This is a genomic window from Mucilaginibacter sp. L3T2-6, from assembly GCF_030519355.1.
Lineage (GTDB): Bacteria > Bacteroidota > Bacteroidia > Sphingobacteriales > Sphingobacteriaceae > Mucilaginibacter.
Genome location: NZ_JAUMKC010000032.1, coordinates 1 through 22,794 on the forward strand (window position 1 = coordinate 1; position 22,794 = coordinate 22,794).

Annotated in this window: 16 protein-coding genes and 1 pseudogene; 11 read left to right on the plus strand and 6 right to left on the minus strand. The window is 44.8% G+C overall.

The annotated features are described in order from the left end of the window. Window positions 1–83 precede the first annotated feature (83 nt). The 3 genes and pseudogenes from Q3W13_RS25255 to Q3W13_RS23860 all read left to right on the plus strand — a co-directional run. Window positions 84–335 (plus strand): annotated as a pseudogene (locus tag Q3W13_RS25255) (TaqI-like C-terminal specificity domain-containing protein); the annotation flags it as partial. Between the two features lie 105 nt (window positions 336–440). After that, window positions 441–683: a hypothetical protein gene (locus tag Q3W13_RS23855; protein WP_302868334.1), complete on the plus strand. Its 243-nt coding sequence runs from the start codon at window positions 441–443 to the stop codon at window positions 681–683. Beyond that, window positions 680–2,185 carry an AAA family ATPase gene (locus Q3W13_RS23860; RefSeq protein WP_302868337.1) on the plus strand — a complete coding sequence of 502 codons (1,506 nt, stop codon included), beginning with the start codon at window positions 680–682 and terminating at the stop codon, window positions 2,183–2,185. Before Q3W13_RS23855 ends, Q3W13_RS23860 begins: the two co-directional genes overlap by 4 nt. Before the next feature lie 188 nt (window positions 2,186–2,373). Here the strand turns inward: Q3W13_RS23860 and Q3W13_RS23865 are convergent, their stop codons facing one another. Continuing rightward, a complete protein-coding gene (locus Q3W13_RS23865; protein WP_302868340.1) occupies window positions 2,374–3,444 on the minus strand; it encodes a glycoside hydrolase family 5 protein in 1,071 nt (356 codons plus the stop codon). A gap of 157 nt (window positions 3,445–3,601) precedes the next feature. Here Q3W13_RS23865 and Q3W13_RS23870 point away from each other — a divergent pair, with 157 nt between their 5' ends. The 8 genes from Q3W13_RS23870 to Q3W13_RS23905 all read left to right on the plus strand — a co-directional run bounded on the left by Q3W13_RS23870 (window position 3,602) and on the right by Q3W13_RS23905 (window position 19,340). Continuing rightward, window positions 3,602–4,948: a sensor histidine kinase KdpD gene (locus Q3W13_RS23870; protein ID WP_302868341.1), complete on the plus strand. Its 1,347-nt coding sequence runs from the start codon at window positions 3,602–3,604 to the stop codon at window positions 4,946–4,948. Window positions 4,949–4,960: 12 nt separating this feature from the next. Beyond that, window positions 4,961–7,039: a cellulose biosynthesis cyclic di-GMP-binding regulatory protein BcsB gene (locus tag Q3W13_RS23875; RefSeq protein WP_302868344.1), complete on the plus strand. Its 2,079-nt coding sequence runs from the start codon at window positions 4,961–4,963 to the stop codon at window positions 7,037–7,039. 188 nt (window positions 7,040–7,227) lie between these two features. After that, a complete protein-coding gene (locus Q3W13_RS23880; protein WP_302868346.1) occupies window positions 7,228–9,066 on the plus strand; it encodes a glycosyltransferase in 1,839 nt (612 codons plus the stop codon). Beyond that, a complete protein-coding gene (locus tag Q3W13_RS23885) occupies window positions 9,063–10,649 on the plus strand; it encodes a hypothetical protein (protein WP_302868348.1) in 1,587 nt (528 codons plus the stop codon). Before Q3W13_RS23880 ends, Q3W13_RS23885 begins: the two co-directional genes overlap by 4 nt. Window positions 10,650–11,087: 438 nt before the next feature. After that, window positions 11,088–11,471, plus strand: coding sequence for a hypothetical protein (locus Q3W13_RS23890; protein WP_302868349.1), 384 nt, complete (start codon window positions 11,088–11,090; stop codon window positions 11,469–11,471). After that, on the plus strand, window positions 11,472–15,155 hold the full coding sequence (locus Q3W13_RS23895; protein WP_302868351.1) for a DUF5977 domain-containing protein: 3,684 nt from the start codon (window positions 11,472–11,474) through the stop codon (window positions 15,153–15,155). 44 nt (window positions 15,156–15,199) lie between these two features. Then, on the plus strand, window positions 15,200–18,805 hold the full coding sequence (locus Q3W13_RS23900; protein ID WP_302868353.1) for a DUF6443 domain-containing protein: 3,606 nt from the start codon (window positions 15,200–15,202) through the stop codon (window positions 18,803–18,805). A gap of 1 nt (window position 18,806) precedes the next feature. Then, window positions 18,807–19,340, plus strand: coding sequence for a hypothetical protein (locus tag Q3W13_RS23905; RefSeq protein ID WP_302868355.1), 534 nt, complete (start codon window positions 18,807–18,809; stop codon window positions 19,338–19,340). A gap of 134 nt (window positions 19,341–19,474) precedes the next feature. Here the strand turns inward: Q3W13_RS23905 and Q3W13_RS23910 are convergent, their stop codons facing one another. From Q3W13_RS23910 to Q3W13_RS23930, 5 genes are all read right to left on the minus strand, one after another. After that, window positions 19,475–20,539, minus strand: coding sequence for a nitronate monooxygenase family protein (locus Q3W13_RS23910; protein WP_302868357.1), 1,065 nt, complete (start codon window positions 20,537–20,539; stop codon window positions 19,475–19,477). A gap of 11 nt (window positions 20,540–20,550) precedes the next feature. Then, entirely contained in the window at window positions 20,551–20,931 is a 381-nt protein-coding gene (locus Q3W13_RS23915; RefSeq protein ID WP_302868358.1) for a nuclear transport factor 2 family protein, read from the minus strand. 69 nt (window positions 20,932–21,000) lie between these two features. Next, window positions 21,001–21,735: an SDR family NAD(P)-dependent oxidoreductase gene (locus Q3W13_RS23920; RefSeq protein ID WP_302868360.1), complete on the minus strand. Its 735-nt coding sequence runs from the start codon at window positions 21,733–21,735 to the stop codon at window positions 21,001–21,003. Window positions 21,736–21,739: 4 nt separating this feature from the next. After that, window positions 21,740–21,958, minus strand: a complete 219-nt coding sequence (locus Q3W13_RS23925; protein ID WP_302868362.1) for a 4-oxalocrotonate tautomerase family protein — start codon at window positions 21,956–21,958, stop codon at window positions 21,740–21,742. 11 nt (window positions 21,959–21,969) lie between these two features. Further along, complete coding sequence (locus Q3W13_RS23930; protein ID WP_302868363.1) at window positions 21,970–22,506, minus strand: YceI family protein; 537 nt, start codon at window positions 22,504–22,506, stop codon at window positions 21,970–21,972. Window positions 22,507–22,794 lie beyond the last annotated feature (288 nt).

Here is a 22,794-nt window from a genome sequence, read left to right on the forward strand (position 1 = left end):
AGTTACAACAACAATAATTATATTTTTGAATTAATAAGTCTATAAAACACCAGTCCTAATTAAGGGAGGGTTACAATAGACCTAGACCAATTTATATTTATGAAAGACCGCATATTCTAGTTCAACGAATCAGAAACCCGCGATTAAAACAAAGAATAAAGGGCGCAATTGATCGAGATTTTCATGTAAATGGTACAGGGACTTCAAATATTTTGTTAAAGAAATCGAGTCCACTACTGCTTGAAGAAATAGTATGTTATTTGAATTCCGAACTGATTAATTACTGGTTCTCGTATTATTTCTTCGATGTTAATATTAAACCAGAACAACTAAGGCAAATCCCGTTACCTCCCATTTCAGAAATGTCATTAGTTGTGTTTGAGAGGTATCTAGAATTTACCGCAAAAAAACATAATTCTCTTTACTCATTCTTTTGGTCTTTGTGTAATGGTATAATTTATGAATTATACTTTAAGAACGAAGTAGCGATAGCCGGTAAACAAATACTGAAGCACCTGGATAATTTAAAGCCACTTAACGATGATATGAGTGATGAACGAAAGTTGTCAATCATTCAGAGTGAATTTGAACGTTTTTATAACCCTAATCATCCAGTCCGTTTTGCCATTGAGACCTTAGATAGTATTGAAGAAGTAAGGATTGTTAAGGAAGCTTTTAAATGAAAATAAAGCAAATTGAAATAAAAAACTACAAAGCCTTTTACGGTGAATATAAAATCAGTGTTGAGGGCAAAAATTTATTTATTTATGGTGAGAACGGTAGCGGAAAAAGTTCTTTTTATTATGCATTGAAGGACTTTTTCCAATCTTCACTAGAAACAATAGATTTTCTTGAAACTGAAAATATATTTTTAACTAGGGCGCAAAAGGGAAAGGGACATATTCAAGTAACTTTCAATCCGGATAAAGATGGTGCTACATCCGATAAGGTTTACACTCTGAAAAATAATTTCAAGGATACTTATGTTGCAGGAGATACGAGCATTCGCGATGCTGTTAAACTAAAAAGCTTTTTAACTTATAAACATTTATTGGGTATTCACAATATAAGGAAAGGTGCTGAAATAGATCTTTTCGAACTTTTAGTGGACGGAGTTTTAAAGCATTTTAAAAGTGTCGCAATTACCGGCAACAAAGAGTTAGGCGAGCTTTGGACAGAGGTAAAAGCTAGCATAGAAAAAGAAACAGAAGGAAGAACGTATAATATTGCGCAAAAGAAAGCGGATGTAGATAATGCTGTTAACGCTTTCAATGAAGCATTTAAAAAGCTTTTCGAAGCAAATAGTATTGAGAATATTTTAAGGTATGCCCAACCCATTTTAGACAAATTTGGTCATAACATTCAATTAGGCTTACATTATACCCAGGTTCGACCGAGTACAGATTACACTAGTTTTGAACGAAATCATGTTAGAGTAAAAATCATTTATCAAAGTAAGGAAATTGAACAACCTCATATCTTTTTAAATGAAGCTCGATTGTCAGCGATAGCAATTTCTATCTATTTAGGAATGGTAAAAAGGCATATTCAAGGCATGCCTTTGAAGGTTTTGTTTTTAGACGATATATTCATTGGTCTTGATATTGGAAACAGATTACCGCTATTGAAAATTTTGGATACTGATTTCTCCGGCTATCAGGTATTCATTACCACTTATGATAAGCCTTGGTATGAATTCGTAAAATCTACTTATTTGGACAATAACAATGACTGGAAAAGTTATGAATTCTACGGACGTAGGACAAGAAAAGGTTTCGAGATACCTATAATCAGAGAAAACAAGCTCAATTCACATATCCAAAACTATATAAATGCGTCGGAAAACTTTTTTAATCAAGGAGATAACAAGGCAGCGGGCGTTTATCTAAGATCAGCTTTTGAATTTATTTTGAAAAGATACTGCTTCGGTAAAAAGGTACCCGTTCCTTTTTATTTGGATAGTTCTAAAATGAAAACAGACGAATTTTGGGAATCACTTAAAAAATACAAAGCAACTCATCCTGCTTGCGGTTTAACACAAGCTACCACGACACAAATTGATCATTACACAAATTTAGTTTTAAATCCACTTAGTCATCATGATATAAACAAACATGAAGTTACCACTGAGATACAAGGAGCGATAGCAACTATAAAAACTTTAAAAACAGAATTGGGCATGTAACGTCTATAGGCAATTTAAGCATTGGCGCTTTAAAGTTGGTAAATCACATTTTAATCTGATTTTAAGGTTGTTAAGTTGCAACCCAAAGGTTTTTCAGATTCCATTATTCTTCTCCCTTTGATGTCAGTATGGCGTAAGTTAGCTATAAACAGCATCAGACTAAAGCCTTCAGACTCCCGGCTCAGGACTCACCTCATCGCATCCCGCATACAATCCGGCAGGGTAGCCATGCTGGGTTCACCGGAAAAAATGGAAAAATTGCCCTTGTAATCCCACAACATTCCCGGAATGTTTAAATTTTTTAAGGTCTGCCGCACGGCTTTAATGTAACGGCAGCGGCTGTCCAGGTCGGCGTACTTGTTGTACACGCCGTATTCGCCGCATAAAATCGGCACATCGTAGCCCGCAGCCCATCGTTTTGGTATAAGTAGCTTATCCTTAATAGATTGCTCGTTACCGTCCAGGTGGTATTTGTTATAATTTTTCTCGCCGTCGGTATTTTTTGCCTTCGGGTTCAGGGCGGGCCAGTGCGCTGCATCATACGGAAAAGGGATGCCGGTGGTGCTTTCCTGGGCGCCAACCCACTCCGCGCCCTGGTGCGTAAACAAAAAAGGCTCGTAAAAATGGAAGGTATATATAACATTTTCGTCGGCCAGCCGTACAAACCGGCTCAATTCATAAATGCTGTTGTAATTCGACGCGCCTATGATGAGTGTACGTTCTTTATCAATTTTACGGATAGCGGTGGTAATATTGTAGGCGGCGTCCTTCCATTTTTGGGGGTCCATGTGCGGGGGTTCATTATACAGCTCAAAAAACAGCTGGTCGTGGTTAACATGGCGGTAATGTTTGGTGAGTTTTGTCCACAGTGCAACCAGTTTTACGGTTTCGGTAGCGTAGGTGTTATCATCCAGGTTACCCCCGTGATAATCAATTATCAAACGGAACCCATAAACGCGGCATTGCTCAACAAAATTATCAATGTGGGAAATTATTTGCTCAACCGGAATATTCCGCGATTCAAAATAGGCAAAAGCCACGGGAAGCCGGAGACTTTTTATGCCGAGTTGCTTTAAGAGCGCGAAATCGGCGGGTTTTAAGGGGTTTTTAGCTAAAATGTCTTTATTCCAGGTTTGTTCGTACCACGAAATGCTGATGCCGTTATCCAGGCTTTTTGCACGCTTAAAGGCCGTTAAGCGGGGATTTGGGGCGCTTGGATTGTTTTTTGCTATACCAGCGTGCATATAAAAAGTGAGCATAAAAATAATTGTGCTTTTAAGCAGGGCGGGGGTAAGGCAAATGATATGTTTATATGTGTAAAACATGTGTAATAGCGTGTTAAATATTTTGGTTTATTTTAAACGAATTAAATTTATAGATAACAGAAATTCTATCATAATTTAAGAAAACTAACTGATGTTTGTCCAACTAACAAAAGAAGAACTAAACAGGGAAATCTCGAAAAAGGCCTGGTACCAAACCAATAATATCATCTGGATGGTATTGTTTGTTTACCCGCTGTTCAGCATTGTTGATTTCATCTTCGCTAACCCTGTTTGGCTGCAGTTCTTTATCGTACGTATTATTACCGACCTTGTTATACTGGCGCTCTACAGTTTGTTTAACCGCAGAAATTACAATTTCCGCACGTTACTGCACATCTCGCTGTTCCTGATATCGGCCACATCGGCTATGCTGTGTAATATAGTGGATCTGCAGGTATTAAACGTTTACTACCTGATGTATGGCGCTATATTCCTGTTCTTTAACCTGATGGTTTTTTGGGAACCGGTTAACTCGGTACTGCAGGCGGTATGTGCTTTGGTGCTGCTGAGCATATTCTTTATTCTCTTTAGCCAGTACAACCTGGATCTTGTTGTGGCCAACGGGGGCACGGTGTTCGTTATTATCGCGCTGGTATCGTGCTTTGTGCCGGGCGCACGCTATAAAGTTATTGAAAGGGATGTGCGCTCACAATTGCTGATCAGTAAATCGAACGAGCAATTGAAAGAACAGAACCGTGATATCGCCGAAAAGAACAACATTATTGATGCGCAATACGAAGAGCTGCGCAGGCTGGACAACCAGAAGAATAACTTCATCCATATAGCGGGTCATGACCTGAAGAACCTTACGGGCTCTATCATCACGAGTAACAACATGATCAGGGAAGAGTCGTACCGCCTGAGTTCAGACCAGGTGGAGTTTACCGGCTACATAGGCGAGGCGGCCACAAAAATGCAGTACCTGCTGAACAAGCTGATGGATGTTAAGGAGATCGAATCGCCCGAGATACGGTTTAAGCTGGAGGTGTTTGATATAAATGCCGAAGTGCAGCATGTGATAAAGGGGCTGCATGAAACGGCGCAGATGAAGAATATTCATTTGATTGACAACACGGCCAAACACCCCATTAACGTTAACCTCGACCGGGTTTTTGCCGGGCAGGTGTTTCAAAACCTGCTGTCGAACGCTATTAAGTTTTCGCAGACAAATAATAATATCCGCGTAGTTACCAGTATGGACCGCAACAAGTTTGTGTTCGAGATAATTGACGAAGGCATCCCTATCGGCCAGGGCGAGCTCGCGGTAATGTTCAATAAGCTGAACGCGCTGAGCGAGGCATCGGAGCATTCTGAAAACCGGGTAGGTTTAGGTCTTTCCATCGCCAGGCTGATGACACAGGAAATGGGCGGCGACCTTACTTACAGGAGCGACGACCACGGGAATTATTTTAGAGTAGAATTTTACGTAGTAAATTAATATCAAAAACCAATGAACAAATTTTTTACCTTATTAGCCCTTGTATTTCTTTTAAGTAAGGCATCATTGGCCCAAAGCATTGTGTCCTTCAAATCGCTGGGGCATGATGATGACGCCATTTATGGAATGAGCGGCGCCAGTTCTTTTTACGTTAAGATTTCGCCTTTGGTGGAAATGAACGGCAGTAAGCTGGTATTATATTTCGAGCCGTCGCAAGCTCTGTTAAAGGATCACTCCTTTATCAATATAATCATCAACGACCGCCCGGTGTACAGCTCACGTTTGGGTGCAGATTCAGTTCAAAAGGTAACACTGAACCTTACCCGCGAGAACCTGTCGGCCGATCATTTCCTGAAGATCCAGGTTAAAACCCTGCTGACGATCACCGACGACATTTGTAAGGACCTTGACAACCCCGCCATGTGGCTTAAGGTAAAGAATTACTCTTACCTGTCGCTGGTTAAAAACAAAGCAGGCCTTACCGATGTAAACATCAGTAACTGCTTTGAGTCGAAAAGGGCTATCGTGTACCCTGCCGAGCCAAGCCTGAACGACCTGAAGGCAGTAGCCTGGGCGTATGCAAGATTAAAGCGCACCAACAACAAAAAAATCCTGGTGTACCCGGTTGGCCAGTTGCCCGACAGTATTAAGAACTACATCCAGGTAGGAACCTTGGGCGCCCTTCCTGAGGATAAGCGTTCATTGATCAAGGTATCGCCGCAGTCAAACGAAGGTATCCTGTACCTTTCAAAATCGATGTCGACATCGGTTGACACCATTACCACCATGGTTAACCAAAAAGGTGTAATGGTTCCGCAAAAATCTGTGGCTACCGAAAGCTCGCCTGCCGAGATATTATTTGTAAGCGGCGGCGACGATGCAGGCTACGATAAGGCGATCACTGCTTTGGGTAACATCAATATTTTAAACTCAACCTTCGGCGATTACCTGCTGATTGACAAAGCTGAAAATACCTTCTTTAAAAATACCGATCAAAACCGCTCGAAACTGTCGTTAAAACAAATCGGCGGCAGCAGCGACTTCTTATCCGGTATCGGTTCATTAAAGAGCGCGTTCACTTTCAAAAACAGCGACTTTAACTTTACGCCAAAAGAAGTGGAGATCCGTTTTATAGGTAACTACAGCGGCTTAAACCCGGGCGACAGAGGTTATTTTAATATCTACCTGAACGGTTTGCTGATCAGCAGCGAGAAGCTGGATGCATCAGGCAAACTGAATACTTCGGTAACCATTAACCGCTACCAGCACCATAAATACAACACGCTTGAGGCTGAGTTCCGCTTCTTCCCAACCAATGGCTTGTGTAAAAACAGCTTCATCAATTTCTTTGGCGAGGTTGATGCTGACAAGTCATACCTGGAGTCGAAAAACCCGTTCATCTCAAACGACCTGAGCTTCTACCAGTATCCTGAAGCATTCAACACCGGTACCACTAAAATTGTGGTTACAAAAGAGTATGCTAAATATGCTGCCGGAGCAATCGGCGAGATCATCTATGAGCTGAACAACAACATCAACTCAAATAATTTCCCTGAGTTTGCTTACTCGTCTGACGTTCCTGACGGCGACCTGAAAAAATATAACATCATCGCCCTGTTAAGTAAAGACGACCAGTTGCTGAAGAAATTCCCTGATGCACCTATCAGTTTCGAACAGAATTTCAGGATATACAGCACCGAGAACCACAACAAGGTTTACGCACTGTCTGACACTACTTCGAATGGCCTGGCGCAGATATTCTACGGTCGCAGCAATAACGCCACCCTGGTAATCACTGCAACCGGATCGCACATATCCGATGCGTTCCTGGCCGCCTCGCGTTCTATTACCGAGCAGCTTTCAACACTGTCGAGCAACGTGTGCGTTACCGATGCCAATTCGAACAAATACCTTTTCAACATCAACAAATCAAGCGATAACGTTGAGTATGTTGATACCAAAAACGCTATCACCCGTTTCTGGGAGCAATATAACCTGTACATATTGCTGGGTATACTGGTTCTGATACTGCTTTCATTCCTGTTCGTTCGTTCAAGGGTTCAAAGGTCACAGGAATTATATAACGATTAATTTTTTCAAGTCGATAGTCTAAAGTCCTAAGTCTTGAGTCAGTAATAAACTTCTGACTCAAGACTTAAGACTCCGGGCTGAAGACCAATTAACGGTACCAATTTATTACGTAAGTAACAACCGCCTGCACTGTGCAGCTATGGTTGACTTAACGGAAATGTTTAAACACTTTACTGAAAGAAAAAAGTATGTCAATTCCTGAACTTTTGGTTAATGATGGTTTTATATCCAGGCAAGATCGGGAAAAGATTGATGAGCTTTCTGCCCGCACGGGCCAGTCGTTCATTAAAATAGCATTAAACTTCGGTTACATCTCCCGCAAAAACTACGAACGCTCGTTAACAAATGCAGGCTATGTATTTCAGCCCGTTCGCGAACAGGCGCATGATGACGAAGTTTTAAGCAAAATAGAGTTGAAATTTGCCGACCAGAACCTGGCGCTGCCCCTCCGCATCGAAAACGGCAGGGTGGTAACCATAATGGCCGACCCAAGTAACCGCCTTTTTATCGACTTCATCAGGTTTACTTATGATTGCGAGCCGGAGATCATCCTGGCTTCCGACCTGGATATTACCTGGATGAGCCATAAGCTTACAGGCGACAAATACGTAAAATCTTCCGTGTTCGAGTTGCTCAACCGCGACCCGGACAGCTCTGCTTTCATCACTTTCTCTACAGGCCAGCTGGCATTTTTGTTCATATTGCTGGGTTTGGTTACTATAGGTTTGGTGGTGAGCTTTAAAAATACTTCCATTATCATCAATATCCTCATCAGTTCTTTCTTTTTGGTGGCGATATTGTTTAAACTGTTCCTGGCGCTGATGGGCTCACGCTTCGAACTGCACCAGGCAGTAACCCGTCATGACCTGCACGAGATTGTGGATGATGAATTACCTGTGTACACCATATTATTGCCGGTTTACAGGGAAGACAAGCTGATAAAAAAACTGATCTGGAACTTACAATCATTGGATTATCCCCGCGAGAAGCTGGACATTAAACTGCTGATTGAAGAGGATGACGACAAAACTTTGAATGCCGTACGTAACCTCGACTTCCCCGCGATTTTCGAGGTGGTGGTTGTACCGTTCCACATGCCAAAGACGAAGCCTAAAGCCTGCAACTATGGCCTCCACTTTGCCCGCGGCAAGTACCTGACCATTTATGACGCAGAGGACATCCCCGATACCGACCAGCTGAAAAAGGTGGTATCGATGTTCAGCAAGCTGCCGTCGAATTATATCTGTATACAGAGTGCGCTGAACTACTTTAACCGTAACGAGAACTTCCTTACCCGCATGTTCACGCTGGAGTACTCTTATTGGTTTGATTATATGCTGCCGGGCCTCGATACGCTGGATATCCCGATCCCGCTGGGCGGCACAAGTAACCACTTTAAGCTGGAACACCTGGTGGAGCTTGGCGCATGGGACCCTTTTAACGTAACCGAAGATGCCGACCTTGGCCTGCGCGCTTACGCAAAGGGCTATAAAATTGCGGTAGTAAACTCTACCACCTACGAAGAGGCCAACAATGAGCCGTTCAACTGGATCCGCCAGCGCTCAAGATGGATAAAGGGCTACATGCAAACCTACCTGGTACACATGCGTAACCCGGTTGCCTTATTGAAAAGGCTGGGCTGGAAAGGTTTCCTGGGATTTAACTTCTTTATCGGCGCAACGCCGCTAACGTTCCTGGTTTACCCGTTCCTGCTGGCTATTTTTATCAGCTATCTCGTGTTCGACCTTTCCACCATCCGTACGCTTTTCCCCGACTGGATCTTGTTTATGTCGATATTTAACCTGATGGTAGGTAACATCCTCATGATCTATATCAACATGATGGCGGTATTTAAAAGGCGTTATTACGAGCTGATCCTGTTCAGTATTGCCAACCCGGTTTACTGGCTGATGCATTCGGTAGCCGCCTTTAAAGGACTGTACCAATTAATTGTGAAACCGTTTTACTGGGAAAAAACAGAGCACGGCTTAAGTAAGGTTAACAATCCAACAAACGTTGTTAAATGAGAAATCAATCCAGATATCTGCTGCTTATCACCTTTTTGCTTGCCGCATATTACCTGGTGCTGGGCATATATTTAAACAAGCTTGGCTATGTAAGCCAGGAGGCGATGTTCTACATCGAAAAAACCAAAATCGTTATTGACGGGTTGGGTAACCGCCTGAAGGTAATGGGTTTAACCGCGCCGATTTTGCCGTTTTATTCCTCGTTTATCTTTTCGGCTATCAGTGCTTCGCTGGCGCCTGTTATCGCGTCGGCCCTCATCACTGCTGCCCTGTTCTTCCTGATGAGCAGCGCGCTGCTGAAACGCGCTAAGGACGATTTTTACCTGGTGATACTGCTTATCGTATTCCTGCTGCACCCGGGCGTGCTGTACATGGCCACGTCGGGCAAGTCCATAGCGCTGGTGATGCTGTTCTTCTTCATGTTCTTTTTTAACCTGCTGAAGTTCTACCGCTCCAATACTACTTTCCACGTATCTATCGCCAGTATCAGTTTGGTATTGCTTATCTTCTGCGATTATAAGTTCATCTGGCTTACACTGTTCTTTATACCGCTGGTATTGTCTATCACCATCAAAAGCTTAAACCTGGGCGAGCAGGAATCTATCTTCCGTTTGTTCATCAGTTTTAACAACCCCTCGCTGCGCCGTAAGCTGGTTAACAAAACCTTCGCGCTGTACATCATTTTGTTCGTGCTGCCGCTGGCCTGTATCATCTGCTACAAGCTGCTAAACCTTACCCATGCGCAGGATTTGGATTATTTTAGCCAAAGCCCTTACGCTACCTGGACGGTTGTGGCCGACAAACTGAGCTTTGACACCCTGTCGACCAGTACAACTTACCAGATACCCGAGACATCCGTATTGATATCGGCAAGAATGCTGTTGTTTTGCCCGCTGATCCTGGTGGCTATCTACCTGTTCCGCAATAGCACTTACCAGATCTTGACGCTGCTCACTCCTTTTGCTTTTGTTGAGTTTTTGCACATCAAATACGAAAAGGTGTTCCTGGTTCATGAGTATTACCTGATATTCCTGGTGCTGGCCTTGCTGTGTATTTTGTACCGTGCACAAACCATCAGGCGGCAAACCGTCTTAAAAACGGTAGTTTTGGTGCTTACCCTGATGATGCTGTATACCGGCTACATCTTCCTGCGCAATTCATCGATAGCTGAAGAACAACACTTTATTACTGTGCTGTTTAACCGTGCCAATGATACCTCGCAGGATGAAAACCGCGAGCTGGCAAAGTTTATCGATAATCTGCCCAAAGAATCGCATGTGCTGGTTGACGACGCCATTGGTTTCCCGATAGTTTCGTTCTCTAAAGAAACCAGGGAACTGTCGGCCAAAGAAAACCTGCAAAAATATACGCTGCCTTACCAGAACTCGTACCTGGGTGCGATAGAGGCGCCCGATAAGTTCGACGAATACATCCTGCTGGCCACGCCTAAAAACGAGGTAACCGGATTTACCCAGCTTAACGACAGGTATGTGCCGGTAATTAAGAAAGCCAACAGCGCCCTGAAGCTGCGCCGCATTTACGAAACCACCGACTGGATACTATATAAGGTGCTGGTTGACTGATATTTTCGTCTTCCGGCCTTTACCAGCCTTCGGACTTTTTTGACTTTATAAAATATATCCCGATGTTAATTGCGCCGGGATTTTTTTGTTTGTAATAGAGACGACATTGTTTATAAAAAGTTACTAAAAAAATAGTTCAGCATATTGCTTTGTTCAGATTTATTACCTAACATTGGTCACAAGATTTTTACAAGTCAAACTATACCTAGCCATTTGAACAATGAAAATTAAATCAAGAAGCAATTCATCTTGACAGTAAGGTTGCGTGCATGAATTTGCCGCCCCTGTACCCCGGGAAAATTCAATCCCCATCCTAAAAAGTGATATATAGCATATCGCCTTGTTCTTCTATGCTTATTTCTCCGGCTTTTTTGCCGATGATATTAAACGCGGAATAACTTGCTGCGCCTGAATTTTATGACAAAACGCCATTATACTATGATAAAAAAAGCTATTCTATGCTGCTGCTTTTTACTGCTTGCATTTGCAGCATTTTCCCAGGAAACATCCGGCGACACAACAAATAAAACGTCTGACACGACGGTACTGCTAAAAAAGTCGGGCGGGTTTACCACGAATGTTTTAATGCCCGGTGGACAAAACTCCATTAATACGCCTGCACTCACAAATGTATTACCGGCAGCGCCCAACGCCTTTGAGCTTACGCGCTATAGCAGCCTGCCTGTTAATATGGCTACCGGCTCGGTTAGTACAAAAATCCCGTTAGGAGATCTAAAGTCCGGAAAGGTGGATATACCTGTTCAGCTTGCTTACAACTCGGGCAACGGGCTCCAGATCAATCAAACAGCTTCGCGCGCATGAATGAGCTGGACACTAGAAGCCGGCGGTGTAATTACCAGGAGCGTTCGGGGGAACCCCGATGAATTGTCTGTTTGGCTTAATCCGCCGGCAAATTTTAATGACGGAAGCGCGGCGACTTACAGCTACCTGACCAATGCCCAGGGAAATGTGGATAAAGATACGCAGGTCGACTTGTTCAGCTTTAATTTTAACGGCTATTCCGGTCAGTTTTACCTGTCTACATCTGATACCACATCGCAGGGCTTCAGGACCAAAGCAGTTCAGATAGAGCAAAGCAACCTTAAAATCGAAACGAATTTTCACAATGAATTCGGAACGACCACCTGGACAATAAGAATAACTGATCCGCAGGGCACTAAATATTATTTTGGCGGGCCAAATGCTACAGAAACATCAAAGACCTCGCCGTTCGGCGGCGGCTGCGGTAAAAATTACAACATACCATGGGCAACAGCCTGGTATTTAATAGCGGTACAGCATTATACCGGCGAATATGTATGGTTTGACTATAAGCCTGTAAGCTTTGATTATTTTACAGACGTATCGCAAACCATGATACGTACACCCGCTACAGGTGCAGGTTGGGCTTGTTCGGCGGCATGTCCCGTGCGTACCGAGGACCAGATATGCTATAGCCAGCTTACGAGCTCGGGCTATATCCTGAAATCGATAAGCTCGAAGTTTGTTAAGGTAAACTTTAAATATAGTACCAGAAGCGACCTGCCGGGCGATTCGCTGCTTACATCGGTAGAGTTTTGGAATAAAGGGCTTATAGATACCACGCGCTCAAACTATTCCCTGTTCAACACCTATTCGTTAACCTATACTTATGGAGTTAACACATCCTATTATAACAACTATGGCGACGGAATTTTTAAATACAGGCCGTTTTTAACAGCGGTAACACGTACTGCATCGGGTATGCAAACGCAAACCCACACCATGCGCTATTACAATATTAACAGCATTGCGTCACGCCTTTCCTTCGCGCAGGATTATTGGGGATATTTTAATGGGGTTAATAATTTCAACCTGGTGCCGCAAAGTCCCGATCCGCAGGTGAATCCATCATTTCCGTCATCGCTGGCTAATCGCGAACCTAATGGCAGCTATGCCTATTACGGCTTGCTGAGCAGTATAACCTACCCGTCAAAAGGGTCGGACAGCCTGGTTTACGAGCCTAATACTATTTACGAAACGCGAAGCCAGTACTCGAGTACCTTTGTTACCAAAAATGCGACAGGTACCGGGCTCAGCACGGAAGTTGACGTAACATTTCCATTCAATATTTACACCGAACAAAATATAACACTCAATATGTCCTGTCCTTATAGCGGCACAGGCACCAACGACCATATTCACCAGCACCTTATAGTAAGTATATTAAACTCAAGCGGAGTACAGATTTACAATCACCTTATCCCGGTTGACTCCACATTTAACCAGGTGGTTGATCTTCCTACAGGCAATTATACTTTAAAGCTGGCGGCATACGGAGCTGCGGCAGCAGGTTCCGTTACCATGTTTTACAGGGTGGCACTGCCGCCGGTAACCACCAATTACCAGGTAGGCGGGGTTAGGTTGCTTAAAGATATATTAACACCGCTGACCGGCGCTACGCTTACAAAAAAATATGTTTACGCCGCGCTTGTCACACAAGCACAATCTTCCGGAAGGATAAGATATCATTCGGATGCCGGCGATTATTACACGCTGCTTGTTGACGGCAAGGCCTGTCCCGATCTTTCAATCGGCCAGTGTACTTATTTTGTGGGCTACTCTACGCCCCTGCATTCGCTCAACTATTTCTCGGGGAGCAATATCCAGTATACCAATGTTATCGAATTAAAAGGCGAACAGTGGGCTAACGGCGGTATAGAGCACCAGTATGCCCTCGGCGGGTTAGGCGCAGATGCGCTGCTGGTGAAAAGCCGATATATACCCGGCGTTCCATTGTCGAACGGCGGATGGCCTGTAGGTTTAGAAACATTGAAACAAACCTTTTTTACAACAGGCGGCGTCGAGGGCGCTCATACTTATACCGTAGTAAACAAAGTTGCTAACCATTACACAACCGATACCCGGCTGATGAAATTTGCCGATAATTACGTGGTGAGAAAGGACTGGGAACCCACCCAAACGAGCACCCCTCCGCTTCCTTCGCAGTTTGACCCGTACGATGTAATGTATTACAGCTTAACCGCACAATGGATATACCCTGACACTGTAACTACCACCAATTACGATTTGGCCGGCGGTAGCCCGGTAACCACGGTACAGTACGATGTATATAATAACCCCAACCACATGATGGTGAGCGAAAAGCACGTTATAGGCAGCGATGGTGTTAATCAAAAAATGTCTTTCAGCTACCCGCATGACATGGTTGCAGCCGGCGCCACCGTACCATACCAGGCCATGGTGAATGCAAATCATATTTCGGAAGTGGTTGAACAAACGTTCACTAAGAACAACACTTTACTGCAGGGATTAAAAACCAATTACAGCGACTTTGGCAGCGGCGTGTATGAGCCATCGCTTATACAAACCAAAACAACAGGCAGCTATGAAGACAGGATTACGTTTACAAGTTACAATATAAACGGAGGCCTGCTGTCGCAATCAAAAAAATACGGGGCGCCTACCAGCTATATATGGAGCTATAACAATTTGTTCCCGGTAGCTGAAGCAAAAAACGCGGCATCGAACGAAATATATTACGAAGGCTTTGAGTACAGCGCTACTGCTACCGCAGGGGCGGCCCATACAGGCAAACGCTACAATAATGTGGCTTTTACGGTCAGCTTTACGCCACCTGCGGGAAGCTACCTTATCAGCTGGTTCCAGCTAACGGGCGGAAAATGGGTTTACCATAACGAAACCTACACCGGCAGTAAAGCTTTTGCCGCAGGAACGCCAGTTGATGACATCGCAGTTTACCCATCGGACGCATTAATGACCACCCTTAATTTTGACCCCTATATTGGTATGATGGCCGGTATCGACGCCAAGGGCCAAACCACTACTTACGATTATGATGGCTACCAGCGTCTGCAGAACGTAAGAGACCTGTATGGCAATATTGTTAAAAACTACAGCTACAATTATAACACAGCCAACCCTGCGATTTATTATAATGCCGTGCAAAGCCAAACCTTTACCAAAAGCTGTACCGTGGGCACGGGCAGCACGGTAACTTATACGGTTAACGCGGGTAGCTACAGCTCAACAGTAAGCCAGGCGGATGCCGATAACCAGGCACTGGCCGAAGTTGCCGACAAGGGCCAGGAATATGCCGACGCCAACGGAACCTGTACAACAAGCATCCAGATAAACTATTCAAACCAAACGCCTCTGTCCGGTGGTTTACCCACAGGGCATGTAACGCAGCTGCAAATTAAAAACAGCGGGGGTACGGTACTATACACCTTTACCGAAGCACAGCTTACCACCGGGGTGACTATTACACCGGGCACATACAACCTGGCATTCACCACCTCCGGCCCGGTATGGACACCGGGCGTGGGGCATACAGGCTGGGCCGCCATTAACGTGGATAACAGCACCTTTACTGTGGATTACCAGATTAATAACACCGGCGCGACGAGCTATACTATAACCGGGGCCGCGCTGACATCGGCCTCGCCGTGGACCATTACCATAGGCACCGGACTGGCAGAGTAACCTATATAGATTTTTAACACAAGTGTTTATATTATAATAAAACCATGCAGTTATTAAAAAGAATGGTTAATGTTGCTTACCTGGTAATATTAATCTTTAGCGCCCATAGCGCGATGGCGCAAACCGCCGCGCAAAACTATATTATGCTGCGCGAGCCCAAACGCCCGGCAACTACGGTAACCAAGCTGGACGGCTGGATGTCAATTGCGGCAAGTAAAGACTCGATGGAAACTACCATCAGTTACTTTGACGGCCTGGGCAGGCCTTTGCAGACGGTGCAGCGCCAGGGTTCGCCTTTGGGTAAGGATATGGTAACTCCCAATGCATACGACGTTTACGATCGGGAGTTTAAAAAATACCTGACCTATTCCCACGGTACCGCTACTGACGGCGGCTATAAAGCTGATGCCTTAACCGCAAGCGCTACTACCGGCCTTTATTATTTTTACAATCCCACCGGTACCGGCGATCAGTTGTCTAACGGGGTGGCAAGAATAGCCGAGCCTTTTGCCGAAACCGCTTTTGAACCTGCGCCCCTAAACCGGGTAACCGAGCAGGGCGCTCCCGGCGACGCGTGGCAGCTACTCAATAGCGGCATTGCCACAAGCGGCCATACAGTGAAAAGCACATACGGCACCAATGCGGCGAGCGATATTATACTTTGGACGATTACCAGCGGTGGCAATGGGGCGACAAGAAATGGCTACTATGGTGTGGGCCAGTTAAATACCGTTACCACTACCGACGAAAATGCGAACAATACGATATTGTATAAAGATAAAAATGACCGTGTGGTAGCAAGGAAAGTACAATCAGGAGCAAGCACGTACATTATAACCTATTATATTAATGACGATATAGGCAACCTGCGCTACGTGATACCACCGCTGCCGGGCGCATCAACAGTTGGCACGGTTACCAACGTTGCCGTAAGCATGCCGGCAACGTCTTTTACTGAAACGGATAATACTTTCCTCAATTATTTTTACGCCTATCATTATGACGCCCGTAACAGGGTGACCGAAAAAAAGATACCTGGACAAGGATGGCAATACATAGTTTATGATAAGCTTGACCAAATGATATTGAGCCAGGATGCCAATCAGTTAAGTAAAGGTATTTGGATGGTGAGTAAATATGATGCGCTGGGTAGAGTGGTAATGACCGGTGAGTACAGTAGTGCTTCAAACAGAAGTACACTTCAAGCGGCAGCCGACCTTAACACCAGTAATCTTTGGGAGAGTTTTACAAATGCCACTTCTAATTATGGTTATACACATGCTAGCTACCCGGATATAAGTACAGGAGCAGGTAATAAAGTGCTTTCCGCTACCTATTATGATACTTATGCAGTTATCAGCAATACAGCGGTGAATCCATCGGCAACTAACTTTACCGCCCCTGCAGTTTTAGACACTCTGCATCAGCAACCCAGGAGCCTGCCGACGGCGACATTGGCTAACATTTTAGGTACAAGCAGTTACATTTTTACGGTTGACCATTATGACACTTACGGGCGAACTGTAAAAACCATCAGCCAAAACTATGAAGCAGGTACATTGTCAGGAACTAAATTTGATACGCAGGAAAACCAGTACAACTTCCAATCGCTGCCCATTCAAGCAATTCGCAAACATTACCTCGCAGCACCAACTGTGCAGTTAACCATTAATAATTGGACGGCTTATGATCATAAAAAACGACCGTTATTGGTTAAACAGCAATACATTTCATCAACGGGCAATAGCGGAGTAATTAAACTTTCGAAAATTGATTACAACGAAGCAGGTCAGGCAAAGATAAAGCACCTGCATAGCATCAATACGGCATCCAATCCGGATAATAGTACGTTCCTGCAGCATATCGATTACCGGTATAATCCCCGCGGCTGGCTGGTTAAAATAAACGATCCCACGACCTTAACCGATCAAACCTATAGCCCTGTAATCGACGTGTTTTCGGAGCAGATTGATTACGAGAAAGATAATAATAGCTACGGCGGTACGGCGCAATACAATGGTAATATCAGGAGCGTAATGTGGCAAACCCAGTTGCCGTCATCGTTGACATTAACGCAGGAAAAGAAAGGATTCACCTATACCTACGATGCGATGAATCGTTTAACCCTGGCTTCTTCTATTTCGGCAGCGCTTGGCAATAATGCATTTAACGAAACGCTTACTTACGACGATTTGGGTAATATACTATCACTTGTGCGAAAGAATAGTACATCTGCCACGCCGTTAAACAGCCTTGCTTACAATTACACATCGGCCAGCATAAGGGGAAATAAGCTGCTATCTGTGACAGATAACGGTACGGTAAGCGAATCACAAACAAGTACATTTACCTATAACACCAATGGCAGCATAATAACCGATACAAAAAAGATGCTGACCACACCGATGGTATATAATGAGCTAAATTTACCATCGCTGGTAACTACAAGTACCAAGACTATTCAATATTTTTACGATGCGACCGGAAAAAAACTGCAGCGTATTATAAAAACGGGGGCCACTGTGAATGAGAATCGTGTTTATGATGATGGCCTGGAATATGCCGGTACCGGGGCAGCAACACTGGAATTCATTAATACGCCAGAAGGCAGGGCTATACCAAATGGTACAGCCGCTGTAAGCTTTCAATACAATGTTACCGACCATTTAGGCAATGTAAGAGCTATATTTGCAGGCAAAAGTAGCGGTACAATTAGTGGGGCAGACATACAGCAGTTTAGCGATTATTATGCCTTTGGAAGGGAAATAACATATAGCCAAAATCTGGTGCCAAGCCCTGATAATAAATATAAATATAATGGAAAGGAATATCAGCAGGATTTAGCTGAATATGACTATGGCGCCAGGTTTTATGACGCAGTAGTTGGCAGATGGGGTGGGGTTGATCCCTTAGCTGAAACTAACAGGCGGTTTTCACCATATAACTACGTTGAAAACAATCCAATGAGAATGATTGATCCCGATGGAATGGACGCTAGCGACATAACATTGGAAGGTGAGGCAGCCAGAGATTTTCTCGCGAATCAAATACAGGAAGACAAAAACGACCGTAAGAAAGACGATAAAAAAGATAAAAAAAAGGGCGATAACAAAAAGCAAGAAGATAAGGAAGCGGATGAAAGGGTTGCTCAAGCCGAAAGAGACGCAATGGTAGCCGGGGCTGATGCTCTGATGATGATTATAACAGAAGGACAGGCAGGAGATGAAGATGAAGAAAGTCCATCAGCTAAATTTAGTAAATTAGCAGCACGTGAACAAGAATTAGCAGAAGAAGCTGAACATGCTAAATATATCCAAGGGGTACTCAAAAAGGCAGGGCGACTTGGAAAACAATCGACCAGAGATCATAATTATGATCTGGGAACTGAGTTGGAAAAGAGAGGTTGGACGATAATTAACGGAGCCGGAAGGCTTCCAGAAGAATACCTTCCCCCGGTGATAAGAGGAAGCCGTTCAGGAGGATCATATGTCGACATCACAGCACGGAAAGATCATGTTATACTGAGAATAAATACTATCGACATTCGACGAAATGGCATGCCTACAACGCGGGAGGCAACGAATGCTAGCAGAATAAGGCTACAAATTGTAAAAGGACATTTGGTGCTTATACCAAAAAAGGGAACATAAAATGGCAACAAAACAAATATTTTTCTTTTCGGATCTAACTGATATCAAGAATCTTTTAGAAATTGTAGAACTATCTGAAAATATCCAGTACTGCGAAGCAGGTACATTCGACTTTTTCGATACTCCGATTTACTCTACTTTTGCTCAGTTACCAAATTTAGGTTCAGTTGAGCATGGTGATTGGGTTTTAAATAGATTTTATGCAATAATTCCCGACTCAGATAATATTCGAAAACGCGAAATATACCTTAATAAAGGTGGCATACGGTACGCAATTTATCAAGATAATAATCCCAAAAGCGTTATTTTTAAGCCTTCCGGAATTTTTAAAGATAATATTTTGGTTGCAGGCAGTATAGGGACTATTTCAACCGATCCATTTTCTTTAAACTTGTTTAATAAATTTTCTAAGACTATAAAAAAAGAATTCGTCAAAACACAAGAATTTTACGTTGGTACTAATGCTAATGCCAAATGGAAAGAAGGATGGAGACTCGTGACAAATAGTGATTTGCCAGTTGAACGTGATTTATAAAACACCCCTCTTCAGGCACGAGAATGATGCGCCGGCCAAAAGCGCAAAGGTTTCTCGTGCCGCGCAGGACAGGTAGACAACATGCATAACAACCAGACCGGTAGCCCGCTTGTAAAACAGGCGGGCTGCTTTATTTAAACATCCATTTCCGCCACCAAGGCTGCCATCAGTTCCTTCGCTTTGGTATGCTTTAAAATCGGCGCTATTTGCCCGCCCCAGAACAGGATCATGTCCCATTTTTGCTGGTCGAGGGCGGCTTTGCGGAGGGGAGACATAAAGGTGGTTTGCAATGGGAAGGGCAGGAACCCGGCTTCTTTATGGAGCAGATCTTTAGCGATGCGGCTGGTGATTCCCCGCCCTAACCTGCCGGTAAACGCCCGCGACAGGGTAGTGTACCGGGCTGCATCAGAGAATAACATTTTACGGTGCACTGGCAAAGCGTTTGATTCGTCGGTGGCTAAAAAGGCGGTGCCTATTTGTACCGCGTCGGCCCCAAGGGTTAGTGCAGCCTTAATACCTTTGCCGGTGGCGATACCTCCTGCAGCGATAATGGGCAGCTTGACTTTCTCCCTGATCAGTTGCAGCAGTACGAATGTGCCCATGGCAGATGATTCAGCAGAGGCCAGAAACGACGGCCGGTGACCGCCCGCCTCAAACCCGGAGGCAATGATCATATCTACCCCCGCGTTTTCCAGAAATATCGCCTCATCCAATGTGGTAGCTGCGCCCACGGTTTTAATGCCCAGCCTGCGGCATTGCTCCAGCACATCTGCCGAAGGCGCGCCAAACATGAAGCTGAACACTTTTGGCCTTATGTCCAGTATCACCTGCACCTGGTTTTCGAAGCGGGACTTGAACTGTGCGGGTTTTTCAGGCAGGGGTATTCCGGCCTCGTCGAAATAGGGTTTAAAAAGCTTTTTGGCCTGCTCAAACTGCTCGTCAGGCACGTCGCTATCAATCGCGTCGGTATCGCTTACCCAAAGGTTGATGTTATAGGGTTTGCCGGTTGCATCTTTAAGCTGACGGTCGATGTCAACTATCTCCTGCGGATTGAGCGTATATGCCCCGTATCCTCCTAAACCGCCTGCATTGGATACCGCTGCAACCAATTCCACCGAAGACAAGTTGCCGCCGAATGGCCCCTGCAGAATGGGATACTGTATCCCAAGGGCTGCTGTTACTTTAGTGTTATACCACATTGCCTGCTGAATTATTGCTGAACATCGCTGATCATTTTATTAACAATGAGCCACCGCCCGTCAATTTTATGAAAAGACAGGAACTCCTCATAATTAAAGTCGTACATTTTTACATGTACTGTGGCCACGGCTATCGAGTTGATGACATTCACAGAAATAACCTCGCCTTTAAAAGGTTTCCCAGAGTCTTTGGGGCTTTGGCGGTTGGCTACGCCATCAAGGTATTGCTGTAGGGTTTTTGCATAAGGCTGACCTTTTACATCGCCGAACAATAAGGTGCCGGGATGGTAGATGTTTTTCAGGGTTTGGATGTCACCTTCGTAAATTCCCTTAAAATAATAGTCTTCCAACACTTTTGAAATGGCTATTTCTTCTGTTTGCTGAGTTTCCATTTTTTTGAGTTTTCTGCTTTTGATGCCGGCAGACCACAGGCAACAAAGCGGTTGTTAAAAGCTTTTTTATCAGTAAAGATTATGTCCCGCCGCCATGCCCCCGTCTACGTTAATAATGGCGCCGTTGATAAAGGTACTCTTTGCGACGGTATAAACCATTTGCGCAACATCTCCGGCCTCGCCAATGCGGTTAAGCAGGTGCAGACCGGCGTTTTCGTCGCCATTGCCGCCGTGCATTGGCGTGCGTATTACCCCGGGTGCAACCGTGTTCACCCTTATATTGTACTTGCCGAATTCGGCTGCCAGTTGCAGGGTAAGCGAATGGATAGCGCCTTTTGAGCTTAATGGCGCCGTTGCCGGGACGCCGCCAAACGCATGATTAACCATAGGTGTGCCTATATTAACCACCACGCCGCCGCGCTGTTTAAGCATTTGCGGAATGACCGCCTGCGTGGTGAAAAATGTACCCTTAAGGTTAGTATCCAGAAAACGGTCGAGGTAGTTTTCATCAACTTCCAGGAAGGGCCTGGTTTCAAAAATTCCGGCATTGTTCACCAGCACATCCGCCGAGCCAAATTTGTTTAATGCGGCAGCCAGTAATTTTTCACCGGTTGCCCGTTCCTTTATATTACCTGCAACCATCACCAGGTTATCGCCTGCTCCGAGTTCGTTGTATGCTTTTTCCAGTTTATCACGCGAAGCGGAGTTAATAACAACGTTATCGCCTTTCTGCAGAAAATAACGGGCTGTTTCCTTCCCGATGCCTGATGATGCGCCGGTTATTATGATCGTTTGTGGTTTCATGACGTTATTTTTTATCGGCTGTTATCCCTTTTTCCCGCAGAACCGACACCTGCTCGCCGGCGTAACCCCAGTCGTCCAGGTCTACTTCCTGTATGACTACATGGGTGAGGTGCGGGTCTTTGTTCAGTGTGTTGGTCACCAGGTCGGTGACGCCTTTTATCAGGGTTTGTTTTTGCTCGCGGGTTACGCCTTCGCGGGTCAATTCAATTTTAATGTATGGCATGGCTTTATGTATTATGCTAAGGCTGGTTCTTCAACAGCTTTGGCGGTTAAACTTACGTACAGGTCAAAATCGTTATAAATGAGGGTTTCGCCCAGGTTTTTAAAGAAATTGCCGGAGCGGAACCTCATGCCGTATTTGGTGCGGTCGATCACCAGCTTTGCCGAGGCTTGCAGGATATCGCTGTTAAGGTTTACCGTAGCATCAAAAGCGATGGGGTGCATAATGCCTTTGATGGTCAGGTCGCCCTCCACACGGTCGCCGGTAACGGAGGTGATGTCCAGTATCGCTTCAGGATATTTTTCGATGGCGAAAAAGTCGTCCGACGCCAGGTGACCGGCAAACTGTGCGTTGGTGCCGGGGTCGGTAACGTCCAGGATTTTGATGGAAGCGGTATCTATGGTGATGCTGCCGCCGGTAAGCCTGCTGTTGGTTAATACGAGCGTACCGGATTTGATATTGATAGTGCCATTATGAGCGCCGGTTACTTTGCGGCCGATCCAGTCGATATGGCTTTGGCCGGTTGCGATTTCAAATTTTTGAGTTTCCATTGTCTTTATGTTTTTAATTACAACACAAAGTTGGGCAGCAACGGCCGGACGAGCGTGTGATGTACATCACATTTAAGACAAGGCGGTGTTTATGTGATGCAGGTCACTTTGAGACTGGCCTCACCCCAAACCCCTCTCCAAAGGCGAGGGGCTTAGCTGCATAGGTGAGATGCTTCCTATTGGCTTTGGGTTGGCCTCACCCCAAACCCCTCTCCAAAGGCGAGGGGCTTAGCTGCGCGAACTTTTTAGAACCCTCTCCTTTGGAGAGGGCAGGGTGAGGCAAGAATG